This window comes from Halorubrum distributum JCM 10118, assembly GCF_000337335.1.
Taxonomy (GTDB): domain Archaea; phylum Halobacteriota; class Halobacteria; order Halobacteriales; family Haloferacaceae; genus Halorubrum; species Halorubrum distributum.
The window spans coordinates 1-1,112 of the sequence record NZ_AOJN01000029.1; the positions used below are offsets into that span (position 1 = coordinate 1).

Sequence of the window (1,112 nt, forward strand, 5' to 3'; positions counted from 1 at the left end):
CTATTAGTTAAATATCCGTATTGTTGCTGAACGTAGGTTGTGGAGGCGTTGTCGGATTCACGCCCGCCGTGAACGGCGGGATTCTCTCCTCGAAGAAAGATAGAAACGGGCGATAAATATCTACAATCCCTTGGATATATATTTTCCCAGAGCATAGAGGCCCTATGTCGAACGAAACGGACGCTGCCGATCCAAACGCTCCCTCGATGACGCGAGGTGAGCGAATTCGTGCGGCCGCGCGAACGCTCCGAACGCCCCGAACCGCATCGTGGGTCGCCGAAGAGACAGAAACCACGACGAAGACGGCCCAGAAGTACCTCGATCAACTCGTCGAGGATACCGTCTTACAGAAGATCGAACGCGGGGGCCAGACACTCTACTGCGTCGATCAACTGATGGCGACCTATCGCGAAGTCGCAACTCTCCAACGCGAGCACGACCGGGAGGAACTCGCCGACGTCCTAGAGTCGATGCGGGCGCGGATCGCAGAGTGGGAAGCCGAGTACGACGTCGAGTCGCCAAGCGAACTCCTTGCGAGTGTCGCCGACGTGGATACCCCTGACGAAGCCGAGAGACGGCGTGAGATCGCCAGCGAATGGGATCATCTTGCTGACCGGTTGCCGGTCGTGAAGGCAGCGCTGAAAGAGTATGATTGGGCGACCGACCGCGACGGGGTTCCGGTCTAAACGATGGGGTTGCCGGGAACCATCGACGCGTCCGTCTATAACGGGCTTCGTGACGTGCTAACGAAAATGAGTTACTCGTCGGAAAACATCCGGCGACGGTCCGTGGACTCCAACTCGGACTCTTCGGTATCGACCTGCTCTTCGGCCAGCTCGTGCCAGCCCCAGGCCACCGTTTCGATGGACTGGCCAGTCGCGTCGGCAACATCTTCAGCAGTCACGACGTGGTCGGGGTCCACCATCTTTTCAATACAAGATCCGACTCTACTAATCTTCCTCACCGACTTATCCTTCGTCTCGTAGTCCCTTCCCGTGGTTTTTGAGGTAGGTTTGGCCGTACGTTGCCTTGTTGAACGCAAGACAGCGTCGGGGTAGGGTCGATAACTCACGGTTTCACGGTGTCAAAGACTGGTTCTTACACGCAGAAGA

At 56.9% G+C, this 1,112-nt stretch carries 2 protein-coding genes; one reads left to right on the plus strand and one right to left on the minus strand.

Annotated elements, in window-relative coordinates; translation table 11 throughout:
- Window positions 1–206 precede the first annotated feature (206 nt).
- Window positions 207–686 (plus strand): DUF7342 family protein, encoded by a 480-nt coding sequence (locus tag C466_RS05530; protein WP_004595577.1) that lies wholly within the window; start codon window positions 207–209, stop codon window positions 684–686.
- Between the two features lie 71 nt (window positions 687–757).
- Here C466_RS05530 and C466_RS16755 read toward each other — a convergent pair whose 3' ends face one another.
- A complete protein-coding gene (locus C466_RS16755) occupies window positions 758–925 on the minus strand; it encodes a hypothetical protein (protein ID WP_160163040.1) in 168 nt (55 codons plus the stop codon).
- Between the last annotated feature and the right edge of the window lie 187 nt (window positions 926–1,112).